The sequence below is a fragment of the Litorivivens sp. genome, from assembly GCF_041625495.1.
In the GTDB taxonomy this organism is placed as follows: domain Bacteria; phylum Pseudomonadota; class Gammaproteobacteria; order Pseudomonadales; family Spongiibacteraceae; genus Litorivivens.
This window is the reverse complement of the sequence record NZ_JBFJTH010000008.1, coordinates 1-21,278: the sequence shown is the minus strand read 5'-3', so window position 1 is coordinate 21,278 and position 21,278 is coordinate 1. Positions and strand designations below refer to the sequence as shown.

Annotated in this window: 16 protein-coding genes; 4 read left to right on the top strand and 12 right to left on the bottom strand. The window is 55.2% G+C overall.

From position 1 onward, the window contains the following. The first annotated feature begins 9 nt into the window (after positions 1-9). The 4 genes from ABYP39_RS01765 (at position 10) to ABYP39_RS01750 (ending at position 5,902) form a co-directional block, all read left to right on the top strand. Positions 10-663, top strand: a complete 654-nt coding sequence (locus ABYP39_RS01765; protein WP_372780879.1) for a TetR/AcrR family transcriptional regulator — start codon at positions 10-12, stop codon at positions 661-663. Between the two features lie 64 nt (positions 664-727). After that, complete coding sequence (locus ABYP39_RS01760) at positions 728-3,106, top strand: TonB-dependent receptor (RefSeq protein ID WP_372780878.1); 2,379 nt, start codon at positions 728-730, stop codon at positions 3,104-3,106. A 10-nt stretch (positions 3,107-3,116) separates the two neighbouring features. After that, a complete protein-coding gene (locus ABYP39_RS01755) occupies positions 3,117-4,265 on the top strand; it encodes a PHB depolymerase family esterase (protein WP_372780877.1) in 1,149 nt (382 codons plus the stop codon). 23 nt (positions 4,266-4,288) lie between these two features. Then, positions 4,289-5,902: a long-chain fatty acid--CoA ligase gene (locus tag ABYP39_RS01750; protein ID WP_372780876.1), complete on the top strand. Its 1,614-nt coding sequence runs from the start codon at positions 4,289-4,291 to the stop codon at positions 5,900-5,902. Between the two features lie 70 nt (positions 5,903-5,972). Here ABYP39_RS01750 and ABYP39_RS01745 read toward each other — a convergent pair whose 3' ends face one another. The 12 genes from ABYP39_RS01745 to ABYP39_RS01690 all read right to left on the bottom strand — a co-directional run. Beyond that, positions 5,973-7,778 carry a wax ester/triacylglycerol synthase family O-acyltransferase gene (locus tag ABYP39_RS01745; RefSeq protein WP_372780875.1) on the bottom strand — a complete coding sequence of 602 codons (1,806 nt, stop codon included), beginning with the start codon at positions 7,776-7,778 and terminating at the stop codon, positions 5,973-5,975. 416 nt (positions 7,779-8,194) lie between these two features. Then, the gene (locus tag ABYP39_RS01740) at positions 8,195-9,904 is read right to left on the bottom strand and encodes an FAD-binding protein (RefSeq protein WP_372748686.1); all 1,710 of its coding nucleotides are present in this window, start codon (positions 9,902-9,904) and stop codon (positions 8,195-8,197) included. 6 nt (positions 9,905-9,910) lie between these two features. Next, on the bottom strand, positions 9,911-10,795 hold the full coding sequence (locus tag ABYP39_RS01735) for an alpha/beta fold hydrolase (RefSeq protein ID WP_372748685.1): 885 nt from the start codon (positions 10,793-10,795) through the stop codon (positions 9,911-9,913). 1 nt (position 10,796) lies between these two features. Then, the gene (locus ABYP39_RS01730) at positions 10,797-12,098 is read right to left on the bottom strand and encodes an alpha/beta fold hydrolase (RefSeq protein ID WP_372780874.1); all 1,302 of its coding nucleotides are present in this window, start codon (positions 12,096-12,098) and stop codon (positions 10,797-10,799) included. Next, complete coding sequence (locus ABYP39_RS01725; RefSeq protein ID WP_372780873.1) at positions 12,095-13,429, bottom strand: wax ester/triacylglycerol synthase domain-containing protein; 1,335 nt, start codon at positions 13,427-13,429, stop codon at positions 12,095-12,097. The genes ABYP39_RS01730 and ABYP39_RS01725 overlap by 4 nt, the downstream gene beginning before the upstream one ends. After that, on the bottom strand, positions 13,426-14,604 hold the full coding sequence (locus ABYP39_RS01720; RefSeq protein ID WP_372749822.1) for an alpha/beta hydrolase family protein: 1,179 nt from the start codon (positions 14,602-14,604) through the stop codon (positions 13,426-13,428). The genes ABYP39_RS01725 and ABYP39_RS01720 overlap by 4 nt, the downstream gene beginning before the upstream one ends. A gap of 84 nt (positions 14,605-14,688) precedes the next feature. Next, the gene (locus tag ABYP39_RS01715) at positions 14,689-15,759 is read right to left on the bottom strand and encodes a transporter substrate-binding domain-containing protein (RefSeq protein WP_372749823.1); all 1,071 of its coding nucleotides are present in this window, start codon (positions 15,757-15,759) and stop codon (positions 14,689-14,691) included. A gap of 101 nt (positions 15,760-15,860) precedes the next feature. Then, positions 15,861-16,310 carry a chemotaxis protein CheX gene (locus ABYP39_RS01710; RefSeq protein ID WP_372749824.1) on the bottom strand — a complete coding sequence of 150 codons (450 nt, stop codon included), beginning with the start codon at positions 16,308-16,310 and terminating at the stop codon, positions 15,861-15,863. After that, a complete protein-coding gene (locus ABYP39_RS01705; RefSeq protein WP_372749825.1) occupies positions 16,303-16,674 on the bottom strand; it encodes a response regulator transcription factor in 372 nt (123 codons plus the stop codon). The genes ABYP39_RS01710 and ABYP39_RS01705 overlap by 8 nt, the downstream gene beginning before the upstream one ends. A 9-nt stretch (positions 16,675-16,683) precedes the next feature. Continuing rightward, complete coding sequence (locus tag ABYP39_RS01700) at positions 16,684-18,807, bottom strand: ATP-binding protein (protein ID WP_372780872.1); 2,124 nt, start codon at positions 18,805-18,807, stop codon at positions 16,684-16,686. A gap of 213 nt (positions 18,808-19,020) precedes the next feature. Continuing rightward, positions 19,021-20,154: a PepSY-associated TM helix domain-containing protein gene (locus ABYP39_RS01695; protein ID WP_372759629.1), complete on the bottom strand. Its 1,134-nt coding sequence runs from the start codon at positions 20,152-20,154 to the stop codon at positions 19,021-19,023. 128 nt (positions 20,155-20,282) lie between these two features. Beyond that, the coding region (locus ABYP39_RS01690) for a TonB-dependent siderophore receptor (protein WP_372780871.1) at positions 20,283-21,278 on the bottom strand (996 nt) is incomplete at its 5' end.

Sequence of the window (21,278 nt, the reverse complement as noted above, 5' to 3'; positions counted from 1 at the left end):
GGAATGCGTATGCCGGTACAAACCCATACCGCCAGCAATGTCAGACGCCTGGCCAGCGCCACTACCGCCTTGCCCGCTGACGTGGCTCCTGCCGGCCCGAAGGGCGGCATTCTGAATGTTGCACTGCGGCTGTTCGCTGAGCACGGCTACGCCGGTGCCTCAATTCGCGATATCGCCCAGGCTTGCAACCTCAAACCGGCATCGATTTACGCGCATTACGCCTCCAAGGAAAAACTACTGGCGCAGTTGCTCAATCTGGGTCACGAAGAACATTTCAAAATGGTTCAGGAAGCAGTGATTGATTCCGAGCCTGAGCCCTTTACTCAGCTCAAGGCCTACGTCTCCGGCCATGTGCGTTTCCATGCGGAATTTCCAATGTTGGCAACCCTGGTCAATCACGAGCTGCACGCCTTGTCAGCTGAAGAAGTCACGACGGCACTGAAGTTGCGCGAGCAGGCGACAAATCTCCTGATGCACATTCTGAAGCGTGGTCAGGAACAGGGGGCGTTTGCCACCGACTACGATCACTGGCTGGCCGGTGCGGCGATTGGTGCCATGGGCATACGGGTAGCCAATTGGTACTCGGAACAGCACGAAAAAAGCATTGAAGACATCGTCGACCACTATCAGCGCTTTGCCTGCCGGCTGGTTGGCACGCCCTGAATAACAGCGACCCGAAAACGCGGCACAACTAAAACAATATCTATAACAACAGGAGAAGTCGGGCATGATAAACCGTCATCGCAGATCCCCCCTCTGGCTGGCCCTAAGCGGTCTCTGCCTGCTGCCACTGATTGGCAACGCCCAGGAATCCTCCCCAGGCGGAAAAAAGCCTCGAGTGATCGAAGAAATTATTGTATCAGCGCAGAAGCGCGATGAGGCGGTACAGGATGTGCCGATTTCCATGTCAGTAATGACCGCTGAATTCATGGTGGAACAGGGTGTCACGGATTTGCGCGAAGCGCTGCTGTACGTGCCCAATGTTGCTGTAGAGCAGGCCGGCTTTTTCGCTGCACCGCGAGCACGTGGCTTTACTTTCAATAACAACAACAAGGCGTTTGAGCCGCCGCTGGGTTTGGCTATTGACGGCGTGCCCTACACGCGCATCCCTTACTTCCTCGCCGCCACTTTTGACTTAAAGCGCATGGAAGTGTTGCGCGGCCCACAGGGCACCACATTCGGCAAAAATACTACCGCCGGCCTGATTCACATACTTACCGCCGACCCCAGCGACGAGTTCACCGGCAACTTCAGCGCCCAACGCGGTGACTTCGAGCGCAAGCGCTACGAAGCCAGCTTCGGCGGCCCCTTAATTCAAGACATTGTGAATTTTCGCATCGCGGCTTTCACTGACGAGCGCGACGGATTTATCGAAAATACGACCGACGACGTAAACCCCAAAGCACAGGAAAATTTCCGCGGACACGACCGCGATGGTTACCGGCTGAAACTGCAGTTTCCGGATCTTGCGGGCGCCGACGTAAAGCTCACCTGGGAAGATGTTGATCTCACGGATTTGGGCACCGGTTTTGAAATCATCCGCGCCTCGGATGAAGTTAAGGAATACCTGCGCGCCTATGATCCCAATACCGACTTTGAAAAAGGCAACTACACCGCGTCGCTGGATGAGCAGGACGGCCGCTCGGTCAATATCAAAACCTTTAACCTGCAGGTGAACTACGACATCAGCGAATGGGGACTGGTGTTTGTAGGCGGCCACTCAGTGCTGGAGCAATCGCTGAGTCTGGATACCGACTTTACCCCAGCCCCGGCAACGCTCGGCCTCGGCGGCGATAAGTCTCCTACGACCACAGGCGAATTCCGCGTTATATCTCCACCGTTAGAAGGCCTGTTTGGCATCGAGAGCCTATTCGGCGCCGATCTGGGAAGCAGCGACTTCGTCGCCGGCGTGTTCTATCAGGACAGACAAATCAACGACAGCTACTTCCGCTTCATTTTCGATCTTCCATCGTACTTGGGCTTGATTGCAGCCGCAGGCTCTGACGATTCTGCCCTGGCCTACTCCCTCCTGCCCAACCTGGGCGAAGACCAACTGGTCGAAGACTTCACCCAAACTTTCGAGCAGGAGGCCGAATCCAAGGCTGTATTTGCTGAGTTCAAATGGCACTTTCTGCCGGAGTGGACTGCACAGGTGGGTATGCGCAATGGCACCGAGACGAAGGTTGGCGAGTGGAAACAGTTCTACAACCAGTCGCAACCGGCCATCGTATTGCCTCAGGCGGGCATTCAGGAATTTGAGGCTCGCCGCGAACAGGAAGATACCCAATTTCAGCACAAAATCTCGCTCAATTGGCAACCAACGGAAAACATCAGTCTTTTCCTGCATCGCGCTGAAGGTGTAAAAGGCGGCGGCTTCAACGCTTTTGCTTTCCGTGGGGTTGAGGATGAACTGGTTTTCTACCCCGAGTTCACAACCGAATGGAGCTTCAATGCCAAAACCAGCTGGCTGGACAATACGCTCAACGCCAACCTGTCCATTTTCCGCATGGATGTCGACGACTTCCAGGTGCTGAGCCGCGCTCCGGAACGCACCACCATCGGCATAGGGGTAACGCTGGTGAAAAATGCGGCTGAAGCTCGTTCACAAGGCGTTGAAGGTGACATTCAATGGCTGGTAAATGATTGGTTCACGCTGATCGGCACCATCGGCTACAACGAAACGGAATACCTCAACTTCACTGACAATGAATGCCCTCCGGACAAAACCGATGACCCAAACTGCGGTGACGCCTCTGGCAAATCCTTTCCTTTCGCGCCGGAGTGGAACAATACCCTCACTGGTCTAGTGCGCCTGCCGATTTCCAACACCGGACTGGAATTCACCGCCAGCGCTACCATCGAGCAGTTTTCTGAACAGTTGCTCGATGTGGACCTGGACGAACGCAAACTACAAGAAGGCTTTGAACGCTATAAGGCCAGCCTTGGTATTGCTCACCCGGCTCAGGGCTGGAGCTTGAAAGTCATCGGGGAGAATCTTAGCGACGAAGCTACCGGTATCCGCCAGGGCGATCTGTTCTCCGGCGTATTTGTTGAAATTGCCGAGCAGCCGCGCACGCTCTATGCGCAATTTGATTGGCGGTTTTGAGGTCTGATTCATGCTGGCGCGCCTTCTGCTTCTAGCCACTGCGTTACTCTCGCTGACTGCCTGCAATGGCTCGTCGAGCTCATCGGGTGGCAGCCCAGCCAACACGCAAGCTGCGTCTTTCAAGCAGTTTCGTTTTGAACAGGACGGCCTGCCATCACGGGACTACTTCGTGTACGTTCCTGCCTCATTGCGGGCCAACGCGCCCCTGGTGGTTTATCTGCATGGATGCAACCAAAATGCCCAACAGGCTGCCATTGGCACCCGCTGGAATGAGGCTGCCGAACGCTTTGGCTTTGTGGTGGTTTATCCAGAGCAGAAAAATCCCAACAACGAAGAAGAGCCCGTAGACCAGACCAACGGCCATCTCAATGACGGCAATGGCATCAACTGCTGGAACTGGTTTCGCCCCGAGCACTTAAATCGCGACGAGGGCGAACCGGGCACCATCGCGGGTATAACGCACGAGGTGATGGCGCGCGCTGATATCAGTATTGATCCGAACCGGGTTTACCTCAGCGGAATGTCGGCCGGTGGAATTATGGCCAGCACCATGGGGGCCACCTACCCGGAACTGTACGCAGCTATCGCCGTGGTTGCCGGTTGCGGTTACCCGGCCTGTGGCGACCCCACCGGTAGCGCCGCCTATCAGGCGATGGGAAATCATGCCCGACGCCTGCCGGTCATTCTGTTTCACGGTACAGCCGATGAAATTGCGCCCATTGCCATGGGCGAAGATGCACTGCGTCAGTGGCTCGGTGCCAACGATTGGAGCGACAATAGTCAACCCGATCAATCGGTACCCGCCACGCCAGCCCAAACCTACAATGTAGGCTTTGATGAAAGCCTGTTTGCCAATGTGGGCAATGAGGGCGACACCTGTATTCGCAATCAAAACTCACCCTGTATCGGCGGCGTCTTCGCCTTTGCAAGCTACCCCACGACCATAGAACGATACGCAGATGCCAACGGCTGCCCACTCATCGATTTCTGGGTGATCCACGGCCTCACGCACAACTACCCCGGCGGCAACCCAGAGGGCAATTTTGTTGACCCTATAGGCCCAGATATTACGCTGGCCAGCGTCAATTTTTTTCTGGCCAACCCGAAAAACAGCGTCTTTGAACGCGGCGAACTCAACTGCAACGCGTTGCTGCAGTAAACCAATCTATAAAAGAGGGAACCATGCTGCAATCTACCATGATGAATATGCCGCTCACCCTGAACAGTATTCTTGATCGCTGCGGATCACTGTTCGCGGATGTCGACATCATCTCCAACACCCCCGACAAACAGCTGCACAAAACCAACTATGGCGAGGTAGCCCGGCGCGCACGACAACTTGCCAGTGCGCTCCAAAAAGCCGGCGTAAAACCCGGCGACCGGGTAGCCACTCTGATGTGGAACCATTACGCCCACCTGGAATGCTACTTTGCGATACCCAGCATCGGCGCCGTGATTCACACCCTTAATTTGCGACTGCACGGCGACGATATCGCCTACATTGCCAACCACGCCGAAGATCGCATCCTGATCATTGACGATATGTTACTGCCACTGTTTCGGGAGTTCGAAGATCAGGTCAGTTTTGAGCGTATCATCGTGCTCAACTATGGTGGTGAGCCGCACACGCATGAAGATTATGAAGACTTTCTGAGTAGCGGTAATGCACAGCCGGAAGCTGTCGACATCGATGAGCACTGGGCCTGCGGCATGTGCTACACCTCGGGCACCACCGGCAAACCCAAGGGCGTACTTTACGGCCATCGCTCATCCGTATTGCACGCGATGGGCTTTGCTCTGCCCGACGCCGGCAATCTTTCTTTTCGCGACACGATCTGCCCGGTAGTGCCCATGTTTCATGCCAAAGCTTGGGGCTTACCCTACGCTGGCGCCATGGTCGGTGCGCGCCAGGTACTGCCCGGCCCCCATCTCGACGCGGAAAGTCTACTCGACCTGTTTAGCCAAACCGGGGTGAACTTCACCGCCGGAGTGCCCACTATCTGGATGCGAGTTTACGAATCACTGACCCGGGAACCCACGCGCTGGTCGCTAAGCGAAAACTTGCGGTTGTTTGTCGGCGGCTCTGCGACGCCTTCCTCCCTGATCGAAAACTTCAGATCACTGGGCATGACCTTGCAGACGGTGTGGGGCATGACCGAGACCTCACCCATTGCCAGCGTGTCCACCATGCGCCCTGAAATTGACGCGCTGGACACTGACGAACAGAAACGCTACCGAGCACGGGCTGGAATTCCACTGCCCCTGGTGGAACTGCGCGTGCAAACCGACGACGGCGAGCTTGCAGACTGCGATGGCAAAACGGTGGGCGAATTACAGGCCCGCGGCCCCTGGATTACCAATAGCTACTACAACCGGCCCGATGCCGCAGACAGCTTTACCGACGACGGCTGGTTTTGCACTGGCGATGTCGCAGCGATTACGCCACTGGGCTATGTACAGATATCGGATCGCACCAAAGACCTGATCAAATCCGGTGGTGAATGGATAAGTTCGGTCGACCTGGAAAACGAACTTATGGCTCATGCGGACATAGCCGAGGCCTGCGTCATTGCCGTGAGCCACCCCAAGTGGATGGAACGGCCGCTGGCCGCCGTGGTTAAGAAGCCGGGAGCAGAAATTTCCGACACGGCAGTAAAGGACCACCTGCGCCAGAAATTCGCAAACTGGTGGATTCCTGATGCGGTGGTATTTGTCGACGAGATTCCCAAAACCTCCACCGGAAAATTCATGAAACTGAGATTGCGGGAACAGTTTGCCGATTGGCACTGGGATTAGTTTCGAAGGGAAGAGCTAAAAAAAAGCCGGGCACAGGCCCGGCTTCTCCGTCTGAAATGGCGCGACTCGGTCAGTGCAGGGCTGATTCCTTACGCGCCGGCTCAGCATCAACATCCGCAAAGATAGATGTCACCGACTCGCTGCTGCCCTTACCATTAGTCTTGGCAGCTTTGCGAACCGGAGCCTTGGCCGGCGGTTTGGCCTTGCTTGCTGGCGCAGGCTTGGCGGTGTTCTCCGCCTGCTTCACTTCAGCCGCAACCGACGAGACCGCCTCCAGCTGCTTTTTACTGGCCTGCTTGCGCTTGCTGGCACTGGTCTTCACAGCCTTGGCTTTACGCGGCGGTGCCTTTGGCGCCGGCGCTGTCGCCTTGGCCTTCTTGGCTGCGCTAGCTGCCACACGCGGCTTTTTCACCAGCGGCGCAACATTACCCTTCACTTGTTCAGCAGCTTCTTCATCACTGCGACGATTCAGGGCCGCCTCCTTCAGCTCTTCGAAGGTTTCGTACATGAAGCCCACAAAGGTCGAGGGATCAGACACCGTATCGCGATCTGCCAACAACGAGAGCGTCAACAAACCATTGGACGTAAAGGCCAGATTGAATATCCCCATACCTGGCGTTAACAGACCCATGCCGTAATAGCGCACCATCTTCGCGCCAGCGGTGTACAGCGGGAAGGGAGGCCCGGCAACATTGGACACCACACCGGAAATGTTAGCCGGCACGTGGCGGGTCAACTGGTTGTTGATATACATGTTGATGAAAGGCTTGGTCAGCGCTGGCGAGAACATGCCGGTCACTTTCAATGCATCCACCAAGGGTGAGGACTCGCCGTGGGATTTAGCATCGGACGAGCTCTTCATGATTGCCCGCAAACGCTCCAGGGGGTCCTTGATATGGGTGTGCAGCTCCAGAAACACCGAGCCGATCTGGTTGTTGTCTTCAGTGACACCACGGCGGGTACGCATGTTCAATGGTACCGATACCGCCAGGCTCTTTTCTGGCAGCTCGCCAAGGTTATCAAGGTAGCGACGCATCGCCCCTGACACAATCGCCAGCACCACGTCATTGACCTTGCAGTCAGCCGCATTTTTGACGGCCTTTATTTCTTCCAGCGAAAATTCCGCTGCATCAAAGGCTCGGTAAGGTCCAACCGGCTTGTTAAAGCGGGTTTTGGGCGCGCTGATCGGCGGCATGGGTATTTCCTTGCGCGCCAGCCCCAGCGCAAACTTGCCAATATCTTTGGCAAGACCGGCAGCACCCTTGGCCATTTTGAATGTATTTTTCACCTGGTTAACAGTGGCAGCAGCGGCCAGATAACCCGGGGTCGGCGGCGTATCAACCGTTATGGTTGTGCGCTCGGTATTTGGCTTGGGGTTGGGTTCCAGATCATGGATGGCCGACATAAAGGAGGCGCCACCCGCGCCATCCACCAGCGAGTGATGCATCTTGGTGTAGATGGCAAACGCGCCCTCGGGCACATCGACAATATTGTCCAAGCCCTCAATGATATAGACCTCCCACAGCGGGCGAGACATATCGAGCGGTCGCGCGTGCAAACGCGACACCAGAATACAGAGCTGGCGCCAGTCACCCGGTTTGGGCAGGGCGATGTGGCGGATATGAAATTCCACATCAAAATTGGCATCCTGAACCCAGTACGGCCGATCGAAACCGCCGGGGGTGTGCACCAGACGAGCACGGAAAATGGGCTGTTTAAGCAGACGTTGCTCGAAATTCGCGATTACGCCCTTGAAACGGACAGACCCGCCCGGTGCCGTCGACTGATCATAAATTCCAAGCCCGCCAATATGTTGCGGTGTATGTGGATGCTCCAGGTTTACAAATGCTGAATCAATAATTCCGAGTTGTTTCATAGCGCCCTGCCAAAAATTCCTTTTATTTTGTCGCTTCCAAGACCGACGAGATGCTTATTGAGCAATGCTGACTCGCGCCAACGCGAAGTAGACTGCGGATTCAATAATGCGGGTATTTTTCAAATCTGATTACTAAGTCATTGGAACCTAGCAATGTTACATTTGATCGTATCAGAGACATTGTAGCTGATAGCTGGAAGCTTAGATCAATTTTCCACCGTTAGTTCTACCGAAAAATTTGACACACATCAACGGCGCCAACGATCCCTTGCAACTGCGCACAAACTGCGCGGATATCCCACCAAAAAGTTCAAAGCAAATACGGTGCCAGCGCTAATTCAGCAGGTAGGCATCAATACAGAAGAAAGCAGCACGTTTTTGGGGCGCGCCACGAAGGCTCGCCCCAAAGAGGTGCTTTATTGGCCGGAGATATGTTTGGCTGCTTGATAGGCAAACGTCATGGCTGGCCCAAGGGTTGAACCCGGACCGGGATAGGTCGGCAATACCGCCGCCGAGCAATTGCCCACAGCGTAAAGCCCCTCAACCCAACTGCCATCTTCACGCATTACCTGCGCGTTGGGGTTGGTGGCCAAACCACCCTGCGTGCCAAAATCCCCCGCATCGAGCCGGATAGCGTAGAACGGCGCCTCGTCGATCGCGCCCAGGCAGGGGTTGGGTTCAAAACGCGGGTCACCATAGTAGCGGTCGTAGGCAGAATCCCCACGCTGAAACTCTGGGTCTTTGCCGTCTTTGGCGTACTGGTTCATGTTGGCAACCGTCTTTTCCAGGTTATCCGCATCGATACCCAGCTGCTCGGCCAATTCGCGTACCGTGTTGGCCTTACCCACCAGCTTGGTTTCAAACCACTCCTTGGGAATAGTCCAATCCGGCTTCAGGGACGCCGTCATCAGCGGGCCGACGATGTAATCCCGGCGGAAGCGCGCATCAAACACCTGATACATCGGCGAGCATGGCGTTTCTTCTGAATGGGCCTCATAGAGGTCTTTCTGGAAGGCCATGTAATTCTGTGATTCGTTAGCAAAGCGTTCACCGCGCATGTTTACGATGCAGGAGCCCGGATAAGACTTCTCCATTACGCTCAAACGCGGCGCCGGCTCGCCCGGCACGGAAATGGTGGTACACCACCAGGCGCCGCTCATCAGGCGGGTGGCCGCCCCCAAGCGCAGGCCTTCGCGAATGGCGTCACCGGTATTGCCCGCTACCCCGCCGCTCCAGCTGGTATCCGTGGGCGCAGGCAGGTATTGCTCGCGCATTGCCTGATTTTTCTCAAAGCCACCAGCGGCCAGCACCACACCCTTGCGCGCTTGAATGCGCTGGGTTTTACCGTCTTTGGTAATGACGGCGCCAATTACCTTGCCGTTTTCATCCACCAAAGACTCCATAGTGGTCTCGGTCCACAGCGGAATGTTGCGCTCTTTCAGCGAGTACCAAAGACGAGCCACCCCCGCCGCACCCGTACAGATCTGACGGCTGCGCGAATGGCCGCGCAGTAGCCAGAGAAAATCGAGGTAATAGCTGGCCAGCAATTTCATGGTCAGCTTAACCCAGCCCGGCGCCTGCACAGTCAGCAGGGCAGCCTCCACCTGCGTAAAATAAATGCGGTTGAACAGCCGCATCATATGATGGGTGGGGCGCAGTCGTTTAACATCGTCGCCCAGCAGCGAGGAATCGAACCGCGCCGGCTCCATGGAGCGATGACCGGTGCGCGAGCCTTCCACATTGGTGTAATAATCCGGGTAATGCTCCAGCGATTCATAGCGCATGTGGGTGCGCTCGTGCATGAAGTCGACCATTTCCGGGGCGACCTGCAAATAGGTATCAATCATTTCCTCGGGTACATCGCCCTCGGGAATGGTACTCATCAGATACTTTTTGGCATCTTCAAAAGAATCCTGAGCGCCGGCAGCTTTTGCATAGCGATTGCAGGGAATCCAGACACCACCGCCCGACGTGGCACTTGTGCCGCCCACCAGGTCTGACTTTTCGATGACGAGTACATCCTGCGTACCCATTTCATAACAGGCCAGTGCAGCGGTCAGGGCTCCATTACCGCTGCCCACCACCAGTACGTCGACACTGTGATCCCATTGTTGTTCTGCGCTCATGAGTGACTATCCAACCTGCTTGTCTGCTGCAGCTTCCGGCACCGCTAAAAAGGCCAGTAACTTGCTGTGAAATTCCGGTGCCGCCTCGCGGTGTACAAAGTGCCCCACACCGGGGTAACTCACCAGCTCAAAGGGGCCACTGCAGGCCTCAGCGGTGTTGGCAAAGACTTCCGGGCCAATGCTGCCATCCGCTTCACCCACAAACCAGAGCGCCGGCACCGTGGTTATTGTAGACATCACATCATAAACGTCGCGGCTGGCACCCCGAATCATCCGTCTGTAGTAGCCGAGTGCGGCCTGGAGCCCGCCGGGGGCAGCCAGCGCGGCTTTGAGCGGCGACAGATCGTACTTATTTACCGGCCAATTAGGCGACCACGCCCGGTAGAGACGATCGATAAAGGCAAAATTGTTTCTCGCCACCCGTTTTTCAGGCAGCCAGGGCAGTTGGAAAAACCAGACATACCAAGATCGCCGCAGCTGGGCAAAAGAGTTAGCTGTCGCCGCCATGTGCGGTACCGCGATGACCACCAGTTTTGACACCTTCTCCGGCGCGATATTGGCCGCCGTGTAGGCCGCAAAACCGCCCCAATCGTGGCCGATCACAATGGCGCTTTTCTCGCCCAACGCGTCAATCAGCGCCAACGCGTCGCGCGCCAGGGTAGTGATGGCGTAATCGCCATCCGCAGGTATTTCACTGGGATAATAGCCACGCATAAAGGGTGCAACGGCACGGTAGCCGGCTGCGGCCAGCACCGGCAGCAGCTCATCAAATGAATGGGCAGTATCGGGAAATCCGTGCAGACAAAGCACCAGCGGGCCGCTGCCCTGCTCAAGATAGGCTAGCTCGATACCGTTTACAGATAGACGTTTGTAGCCTGTGCCATTTTGCATGCTAGGTCGACTTGATGTTTTTGACTTTGCGCGCCCGCTGCTTTTTTGCCGGCGCTACTTTGGCTTTCCCGCTGGGCGGCTTCCCCGGGCTATTCGCCGAGGTGTTGGCTACCCTACTTTTGCCGGCAGCCGACTTGCGCGGCTTGCGGCCACTATCGCGCGCCTGTAACCAGTCCGCGGCCTGCGCCCAGACAGCCTGCTGGGCACGGCTACCGAGAGTCACCCCCATATGGCCGCCCGGTGACACGTAAAAGGCTTTGTCACTGCTGGCCACCACATCCATGATGCGCTCGGCAATCGACGGGGGCACCAGTGAGTCGGTCTCACCAGCAAAAACCAGCAAAGAGCACTGTATTTTATTAAGCTCGGCCAGCTTGCTGCCAATTTCTATTTCACCCGTGGCCAACTTGTTATCAACGGCAACCTTGACCGCCATATCCTGCACCACCCCCCCCGGATACAACAGCATGTTATTAAGGTAGTCAGAGGTGGTGGTGTGCGATTCCACAAATTCTCTATCCCACAACCGCGTAATCAAATCCCAGTAGCTCGTGACGCTGCTGAGCGGGTCGGTCAGCTTGAACGCAAGCGTGGTGAGCCACGGCGGCGCGCTCAGTACCGACGGGTCGAGCACATGCAGCCGAAAATCGGTATAGCGCCGGATCATTTGTGCCGGCACATTCAAGGCCTGGGCAACACCCGTGGCAAGCCCACCACCGCGTAAATCGATTGGGCTGGCCACGGTCACCAGATTTTTCACCTGCGGATCTTTGGTCAACCCCATATAAAGAAGACTGATCAGCCCACCCATACACCAGCCCATCAGGGAGATTTCCTTGCAGCCGGAGTGACGACGGATTTCTGCCAGCGCTTCACCCATCATGGTCTCAGCGTAATCTTCCAGTCCCAAGTGCGCATGTTTCTTTTTGGGTTTACCCCAATCGATCAGGTAGGTTTTGAAGCCGCAGGCCGCCATATATTTCACAAGGCTGCGATGCGGCAACAGGTCAAAAGTTTCAGTGGTAACCCCCAGCGGCGGCACCAGCACCAGCGGTCGCTTGAACTGTTCCCGGCGAATGGGCATGGTCGAGCCGTCCGCCAGCTCAATCTCATCTTCGTCGGGTAAACCGTAGTAGCGCACCGCCATTGGGTCGCCGTCGTAAACCAGCTCAAACCAGGTATGTCCCGATTTCACCAGATTGTTACGTCTAAACAACCAGTCAAAGCCGTTGCCCGCCGCCTGGGCAACACGCTGATTGGTTGCCAGGCCCTGATCAAGCAATCGTTTCGCCAGTGGGTTCATATGCTAGCCTCCAACTGCTCCAGCGCCAGCCCCATATACACGGCCACACGCTGCAAATGCGGCAGCGTATCACGAGCGCCAATCAAACCAATACTGACAGCGTCATCATAATAATTGGACGTGACGGCAAGTGCAGTTCCCGGCATCAACAGCGACAGATTGTGTAGCGCCACCAGCTCGGCACCCGCCAGATAGCGCTTGCCGATCGGCCCCGGCATATTGATAAAGGAAAGGTTAAACATGGCAGGCATCCACGGCTGAGCGCCCGCGGCCTGGGACGCAATAAACGGCGCACTCGCCGCCAGGCTGTATGCCATACGCAATTCTGGAGCCACATCAGCCAGATGTGCCAGTGCTGCACGGTAGGATTTATCAACCGCTGCATAGCGCGCCAGGGGATCAGCCTCATCACTGGCCAGGCTGACAAACGCAAGACTGAAATCCGACAAATAGACACGGCTTTGCGGTACCGCTGCCACCAGCGGCTCGTCTGGCAAGGCATTAAATTCCTTGAGGAAGCGACGCAGCGCACTACCACAGAGATACAGCAGGGTTACCGTATCATCACAGCCGCCCAGCTTCCGGGTAAGCTCCGATACCGTTTTCTGGTCGTAGCGCTGGGTGGCAAACCGCCGCTGCCTATTGACCGGCCCGTTCAGGGCGGTACGCGGCGCACGGTAGGGAACAGCGAGGGTTCTATCCCGACGAATCCCCGCGCCCACCAGCCGAGTAATGGCCTTGCCCAGCCCGGTCGCGGCAGCCACTGGATCTTCCCACGCTTCAATCTGCGGCACGTCGTTTATCGAATCGGCATCTATACAGCAATGCCAAGGCGGCGTTACTTCACTATCGCCTTTGCTTTGCGCAAGAAAGGTATAGAGCACTTCCGCGCCCCCAGCCACATCAAGCAGTGCCCGGTGAACCTTAATATAAAGGGCGAAACCATTCCCCTCTAGCCCTTCGATAAGAAAGCACTCCCACGGTGGGCGCTCCATATCCAACAGCTGACTGTGAAGACGAGACACCAAGACCCCTAACTCACGTTCGCCGCCCGGGGCTGGCAAACCGATTTGCCGGAAATGGTGACTCAGATCCACCGACTGGCATTCCTGCCATTGCGTTTTTATAACCCAACGACCGAGCAAGCGGCTGTTCCATGGAAATACCACGTCGCTCTGACGCCGAAAATCAGCCGCCAAATCGGCCATAAAGGTTGAGCTGGCGTTTGCTGGTATCTGAAAACGCAGTAATACCCCGATATGCATCGGTGTGTCGTCAGACTCCAGCGACATCATACTGGAGATAATAGCTGGTACCTTGCCGCGACTCATGGCGAAATTCCAAAACTGCGATCAATAAAAGCATGCATATCCTGCAGATAATGCGATTGCTGCAAGTGAAGCAGATGATTACCGGGAAACCAGTGAATGCGACTGCCCTGCCAGTGTTCGTGCAGCAAACGCACGAACCGCGGCGAGGTAAAGCGATCACCTGCACCGCTTATTATAAACAAGCGGTCGGGCGAAATTTTAGGTTGGTAGGTAAGCGGGCTATGCAGCGCCATGCAATGCCGCATGTCTGCCATGGTGAGATCACCCAACGCAAACAGCAATTGGGACACCGGTGCCACGGGCTGCCATTGCAGGGCCATATCCACCGGTGCTACCACCGGCGAGTTGGGGATGGCAAAGGACAAACGATCGTCGACGCAGGCCAGCAACGCTGAGAGGTACCCGCCAAGCGAAACACCGGACACGCCTACCTGCGGAGCGCCATGTTCAAACAGGTAATCAAGCCATATCCGCGCATCGTAGATACCCTGCAACATCGCCTCATTGGTGCCCGCCAGACCATTGGTATAAAAGCCGATACCACTGACAGGGTGTTCAATATCCGCGCGAGGCCCATGAAACGGGAGGGTCATCATCAGCACGTCATAGCCCTGATCATAGAGCTCGGTAAGCGAAAACCACCAACTGTTAACCCGGTAGTTGTCCAACGACTGGCCGTGAATATACAGCAGCGTCGGGCGCGGCTGTTCGTGCCTCATATGCAGTGCGTACGCCCTGCGGTTGCGCGAATGCTTATTGTAGGTGTCAGCCAGGGCCGGGTTCAGAGGCTCATAGGGCGATTCGAAGCTGAGGTATTGGCAGTTGATACCCTTGGGGTTATACCGCCGGTGCCGTGAAAACATCGACGGTGACTGTTCAATCACTTTCACTTTCGGTGGCTTGACAAAATTTTCCGACACGTCAGCCCGGTCGGCAAACGGCGCGTAGTAACGCAACAAAGTATTCTGTTCGTCCAGCTTGCCCTTGCCCAGAAACATGGGCGCCAGCGCCGAGCACACCATCGTGCCAAGGCCGGTGCGGGCAACGCGATCGAGCGCTGCCGTCGCGGCAATACTTACCAACTTCTGGCGATTAATATCTGTATGGTCGGATTGGCGTTCAGCCTCCGCCTGAAGCTGATCCCACCAGTGAACAGTTGAATCTGATGCGGTCACAATGCGCCCTCTTGTTTTTATCGGGTGCACTCACTCTAACACGGTTTTGAAAGGGGCTTTAACCCCGAGCAAACTGCCCCTGATTTAACGCCCTTCATCACCGAGGTAACTGGCTAGAACCTCCCGCCACTGGTCTTCCGCCAACACTGACAAAATAGCTTGATTAAGTGGCTCTCGCAGCGCACTGCCCTCAGGCAGGGCAAAAGCATAGTCCTGTCGTTCGAAGGTATTGGGCAGCACCTGTATTCGACGCGGATAGTCCTGAATAGAGAGATATTTAAGAATGGGCGCATCATAGACCAAGGCGTCTGCCTCGCCAGTTGCAACCGCATTGACTGCTGCCGGCAGGTCCGCTCTCGGCATAAAACCAATGCCGCGTTTCTCCAAAAACTCAGCACTCGCGGAATCAGCAACGCCCACAACTCGCACCTTGGGCAAGTCGTCGACCCCGCGCACCGCACTACCCAATTGGCTTACCGTGAGGCTGGTGGCAATAGCCGCGGTAAAACTGGAAATAAGAATAATGGCTGCAAACATCCAGACCAAACCGACAACGCGCCCCCAGAAAGTCGTCGGGGCTTTATCACCATAACCCACGGTAGTCATAGTAACCGCCGCCCACCAGAAACTTGCACCGATGCCCTCGGCCGTCCCGCCACCGAACTGCTCGGCATTGCTGCGCCGCTCAGCCAGCCACAGCAATACACCGACCACCAGCAGCAGCGCGCCCAGGGCAGCCAGTGCCGCGAGAAATTCCCAGGAAAATACCCGCTTCACCGCCGCCCACACTGCGTTACCCTGTTTGGGGACAGCTATGGCCAATCCGGTGGTGTGGAAGGGATGGGTAAAATCAATACGCTTCTCGCGGCTCGCTGTTACTGTCAGAGCGGCCGCCGAGACGTCCAGCGTTCCATCCGTCAGACCGTCAATCAAGCCGTTCAGATCGGTTTCGCGGAACTCATAACGCAACCCGAGCTTGTCGGCAGCCCGTTGAAACAACGCAATACTCAAACCGCCAAGTTCGCCCTCGCTGTTGCGCACTACAAAAGGGGGGGCCAGTTTAGTGCCAACAATCAGGGTTTCGCTGTTCGTCGCCGATTGCGCCACCCCCAGCAGGGGCCAAAGTAGCACCAGACCTATCAGATACTTTTTCACGCGAGTCTCCCCCGATTGGTGGTTATCATAGGAAGACTACAAAAAATTGCGGTCTGCGTCGAAGCGCAGATATGGCAATAGTGCGCGAGCAAGCGTATATGTCAGCCTTCCAGGCTAATCACTACGGCTGCACTATAGGCTTTCCAGTAAACGGGAATCACATAGGAACGTAAGGCTTTTGGTAGATGAATACCCTCCGGAACGCCAGTGACAACAACAGGCACAGAAATCATAAACTCGCTGCCAAAATGACCACGCGCATTGCCTGACAGCGTATTGGCCACCTCCCCAACGACGTCCAGCAGGTTTTCCTGCGCCATATCGTCTTCACCCATGGACAACAACAGATGCCGCAGGAGAGCTCGCGGGGCGCTGAAGTAAACACACCCTTTGCGGGCACCGGAAATGCCAATGATCCCTGTGTAATCGAACAGCGCCGGTGCGCTCTCGCTATCCAGATACGGAGTGCCTACCTTTACCGGGTCATCCGCAGTGCACTCGAAGTAGTTCACTACCGCATCAATAAATACACTGAGATTTTCATCATTCATGAGAGTCATCCATTACTTCTTCGAGCGCGCGGCTCAAATCATCTTCGGTAAAAGGCTTACAGAGAAAGCCCCTTGCGCCGAGCTGCAGCGCCTGAATGCCTGTCGCTTTATCTTTAAGCGCCGAGACCACCAGAATACGAATATCCGGTTTACGAGATACCAGCTCCGAGATGCAATCCAATCCATCCATCTCCGGCATGGTCAGATCCATGGTAACCACATCCGGCTGCCAAACATCCAAGCCTTCAACGGCCTTTTTACCGTTACTGGCGCTACCCACCACTTGAAAACGCTCGTTATTTTGGCTGCGCGCCACCTTGCGACGAATCACATTGGAATCGTCTACGATCATGAGTCGATACATAGTTAATCCTTAGGCTGCACTGAGTACCGCATCGCCAGCGAGAGCCGAGTCAGACACCTCACCCGGCAGCGTAATCACAAACTGACAGTAGCGGCCTGGCGAACTGCCAATGGAGAGGCGACCACCCAACGCATTGACCTTGCTCCGCACTACATCCATACCCACACCTCTGCCCGCATCTGCACCAACCTCTCTACAGGTAGAAAAGCCAGGCTCAAAAATCAGGGACAATAACTGTTTGTTATCCATGCATTCCAGATCCGTCTCCGTGCGGAGTCCTGCTTCCATTGCCCGGCGGCGAATGGCCTTGTAATCAAAACCCGCGCCATCGTCGCGCACTGTCAGCTCAAGGGAACCGCCGGCCACCTCAGCCAGGCGAACATCAATACGGCCAAGCTCCGCTTTATTGGCATCGCGACGGTCTGCCGGCTTTTCAATTCCGTGGGCTACCGCGTTACGAATCATCTGAATACATACCTGATTTATCACCTCGAGCCGTTCACTGCTAAGGGATAGCTCGGCCAATCCGCTGGCCACCAGGTGTACTTTTTTACCAGCGCGTTCGGCACAGCTGCTTGTCAGATCATATAGATGCGCCCAACTTGGCACCGCGCTTTGCCCTTGCGGTATATCTGCAAGACCGCCAATACGAGCAATTAACTTCTGAACAGACTCGGTATAAGCCATCAAACGATTTAGCTTTACGGTCAGCGGTAGAAAGTCGTTACCTGAAAGATTGGGTTTATCACGCAACTGCGCCAGTTCCGCCTCAAACTGATGGGCCATAAGGGCAAAGTTCTCCAGCGTCAGTGCACTGGCCTCACCTTTGAGGTTATGAATATCATTAAAAATACGGCGAACTTTATTCTGCAGAACATATTGATGGCCAGGCCCTTGCTGTCTTAGCGGCTCACGCAGCACCGCATTAATGCGGTTATAGCTGGCATGGGCATTATCAATAAACATCTGCAGTACCTTGGGATCTGCATGCAGAATATTGGTCAGTATTTCGAGCTGCTGCTCGCTCTCGCCTCGACTCGCCTCCAACTCTTGGGCCAAATTCACTTGCTCAGTAATATCATTAACCGTAACCAGCACGTGGGCAATTTTGTTCTGTTCGTAAACTCGCGCAAACTGGAAACTGATGTACTTTGTGGTATAGCTACCGTCCTTTTGCGGTAGGTTTATCTGAAGCCTGTCAAGTGGATTGAGATCGCGAATCAGCTTTTCCTTCACTTTCGCGCTAAACAAAAGCCCCACAAACTCACGCGTAGTATGTAAATCCTTTTCGGTTACCAGCCGATTCAATAACTCATTGAGGCTTCTGCCGGCAATATCATTCCGCCCAAATATGTCGCTTAATTTTTGCGAGTGCTGACCTCCAATCACAAGATTTTCATCCAACAGGAACAAGCCCTCATTTACCGTATCGAGAATTTCTGTGGTTTCGCGACGAGCAAGCTCAATACGGCGATCACCCTCGCGCAGCTGCGCAATAAAATGCAAAATAATGAAGATAAAGTTACATACGGCCAGCGTAATACCTATCGTTTGAATTAGGCGTAACCGTGTGGCTTTAGCTGTGGCCAGCGTCTCCAATCGAACGGTTAAATCGTTCATGGTTTTCAGCAGCGTAAGATTGTGCTCGCGTGCGTAGTCAATCGCAGTTTGCAAGGCAGGTAGAAATTGCACTGGATCGCCGCGCGCTGCCATCAACGCGTCAATATGCCCACGGTAGGGCTGCCAAACCCGCTCGGCGGCGTTTATCGCAGCCATTGCAGTCTCATCAACAACCGGCGGCAACGTAACCTGACCAACGCCTGCGCCCTTGGCCGTACCACCGAATTTAAAAGCATTGAGAGTTGAATCAAAAAGGTCACGTGTGGTTTCCAGTTCTACGAGAGCGCTCTCTGCACTGTGCTCTTTACCCAGCAAATAATCACCATCAAGCAACGACTTGGTCATGCGCTGCGACAACATACGCTGCCGTCCCGCCAGGTTTACCGCAATTGCGTCGTCAGCGATTTCATACGAAATGTAAAAATTTAGTGTGAGTACCGATGCATCCAGCAATAAGAAAAGAGCAATTGACGCAATGATGCCACGGTACTTCCCATAATCGAGGCGAGTCATAACAAATCTCCCGAGGTGCGGCCCCATTGCCGCCAAACCCTGCCAGAGCAATTAGCGGGCCAAGGTGAGAGATGCTTTCATTTTACGGTGTGAATGACTGACTTTAGTGGAAAACAGCGATCAGTGAATTGATACGGTGCAGTTAGTGCGCCAGCATGTAGCAGACACCACGACAGCGCGCGCTGCTTTTCGGGGCGTGCGCGCCAATAGGTGTCAACGCGATGTCAACGGTTGCGCTTCTGCCTGGTTTTGACGCCGCGCTTTTTCCGCTGCGCGTTGACGCTGGGGGCGGCGCTTAATCCAAAGCGTGACACCAGTCACCGCGAGCAGCAGTGGGCTGAGCCCCAAGACACACCAGAGTATACGGCTAGGTAAGCCAGCAAAATCGCCGAAGTGCAGTCGCCGAAATGAATCGAGTGCTTTTGCACCTAGGTCAGCGTCCCGGATATCGTAGACCGAGACCAGCTCACCGCTTTGCGCATTAAATGCCACGCTGCTCGCATACTGACTCAACAGCGGATTGACGCTGTCCACGTCGCCAAAAAAGCGAATTGCCGCGCCGGGCTCCCAGGGCAAAGAAATATAAGTGGCATCAAACCCCTGCAGTTCGCGCTCACTGCGATCATGCAGTGCCTGTAGCGAGAGATCATCGTTGTACAACCGATTTTGCATAGCGTAATGCGCCTCGCCACCGGCGTGCTCCTCAAGCTCATGGGCAAAATGTGTGAGGTTCCAATATGCGCCCGTAAAACCAAGGACCAGCAATACGGGCGAAGCATAGACACCCACTAGCTTATGCAGGTCGCTGAAGTACAACACGAGCCGCGCTTTGCGTCGCAGGGTAAACAGATTGCGCCAGAAATGGCGGTGCATCCAAATACCGGTAATGCCTAGCAAACACAACACCACCGCGACCAATCCGCTAAGCAGCAACCCAGTGTCATGTAGCAGCAGTGTGTAATGCAGCTCCAGCAGCCAGTCGGTGAAATAGTGCGTGGTGGATACCACTGGCGCCAGCAGTTCGGCCCGGTATTGATCCATCAGGATATATGACCAGTCGCTGCTGCCATGCTGCATCAGATAGATCAGGTCTGCCCTGGCAGGATCCTCAAACAGCGCCCATCCCACTGTTTCGTAGTTGGGGTAAAGCGCATTGGTTTTTGCCAGCAAGGTATCAAGGCTCTGACGCTCGCCTTCTGGTATGACCCGGACCTTGTCGTGCATCAACAGGGTATCGATCTCATGTTTGAATACGAGAATGCTGCCGGTAAGACAGATCAATAGCAGCGGCAGACAAACTGCCAGAGCGGACCAGCTGTGTATTTTAAAAAGTAGTCTATTTTTCATACTCTGCTTCACTGTTAGCTGCGGGGTTCGCCCTTATTCGCCTGCGGGCAGACTCCCACAGACAAGCCGCACACACCGCGCGCAACTGTATCCGCAACCCATACGCCTGCGAGCAGGCTACTGAAGCGCTAGTAGGCCCAGGTAACGGTGACCTGACCATGCCTGGGTGCACTATAATATCCCTGCTCCCAATAGAGGCTACTAATGTATTTCTCATCGGTGACATTGTTGATGTTCAAAGCAGCGGTAAGATTTTCGGTAATGGCATATTGGGCAAACAGATCCACCAGCGCGTAACTGCCTTGTTCAATGCGCGCATTCAACGACGTTAATTCTCTATAAATGTCGTCCTGCCAGCGCAGTGCACCACCTATACGCAACGGTAATACTCCGGGTATTGCGTAACTCAGGCTCGCATTCAGGGTTCGCTTAGGAACATAGTGACGGGCGCTGTTACCCTGCGTATCTTCGATACTCAGAACCGTGAAGTTGATGTTGCCTTGCAGCCCATCAGCAAGGTAGCCGGCGATTTCCAGCTCAACACCGTCGCTGTCGAAATCGGCACCACGATACACGGAGATTACCCCGCCGGAAACCGGATCTGTCGCCGTACCCGCCGATTCCGAAATATTGTCATGCTTGGCCTTGAACAACGCCAATGCCGCCAGCATTCGGCCGTCAAGGAACTCGCCCTTGACGCCCAACTCCGCACTACGCCCCTCATTGGGGTCAAGGCGATTAAAATCCAAGCCGATATCGCGCTGCGGCATAAATGTTTCGGTATAGCTTGTGTAAACGGTGTAGTGCTCGCCAAATCGGTAAACCAACCCAGCGTAGGGCAGCGTTTTGCCACGGGCTTCGGTGGCGTGGTTTTCACCGTAGCTGCGCCCTTCGCTATCCCAATCGATAGTGCGTGCTCCGAGTGTGAACGACAGTTCGTCAGTCATACGATAGCGAGTCGCCACGTACACCGCCTGCTGCTTGTCAGTCCAATCGCTACCGTTGGCCGGATCATTCGCACCATCAACAAACGTTGGATAGGCCGCATTTCCATCCCAGGTTTTCAGGTTCGGAATGGGCGGAAAGCCATTGCCGGTGGTGTAATCGTAGAGCGATGCATCTTC